Genomic DNA, 441 nt, shown 5'->3' on the forward strand with positions numbered 1-441 from the left:
GAGTCCCATGAACCACAGCATCGTCCAGAGCCACCAGGATTCCGACCTGTTCGGCCTGCTTTATGGCTTCAGCTTCCGTCCCGACCAGCCCGGCCTGGAGATCGACTCGCCCACCGCCTTGCAGCGCCTGCGGGAACCGCGCGCGGAAGATGAGTTCCTCTGGCTGCACCTGAACCTGGCGCACGCGGCCTGCGAGCGCTGGATGAAGTCGCACCTGGCGCTGCCCGACTACTTCTTCGAGACCCTGCGCGAAGGCTCGCGCTCCACCCGTATCGAGCACGTCGACGGTGCGCTGCTGGCGGTAGTCAACGACGTGGTGTTCGACTTCGGCAGCCGCATGTCCTCGGACGTCTCTACCCTGTGGGTCTGTGCCCGTGGCCGCCTGCTGGTCACCGCTCGCGCCCAGCCGCTGCGCTCGGTCGACACCCTGCGCTCCTCGGT

At 67.1% G+C, this 441-nt stretch carries 1 protein-coding gene; it reads left to right on the top strand.

All coding sequences use genetic code 11. From position 1 onward, the window contains the following. Positions 1-7 precede the first annotated feature (7 nt). Positions 8-441, top strand: a 434-nt coding sequence (locus J5M71_RS28605) for a CorA family divalent cation transporter (protein ID WP_279382405.1), incomplete at its 3' end; no start/stop codon positions are given.

Source organism: Pseudomonas sp. 43(2021) (assembly GCF_017490805.1).
Taxonomy (GTDB): domain Bacteria; phylum Pseudomonadota; class Gammaproteobacteria; order Pseudomonadales; family Pseudomonadaceae; genus Aquipseudomonas.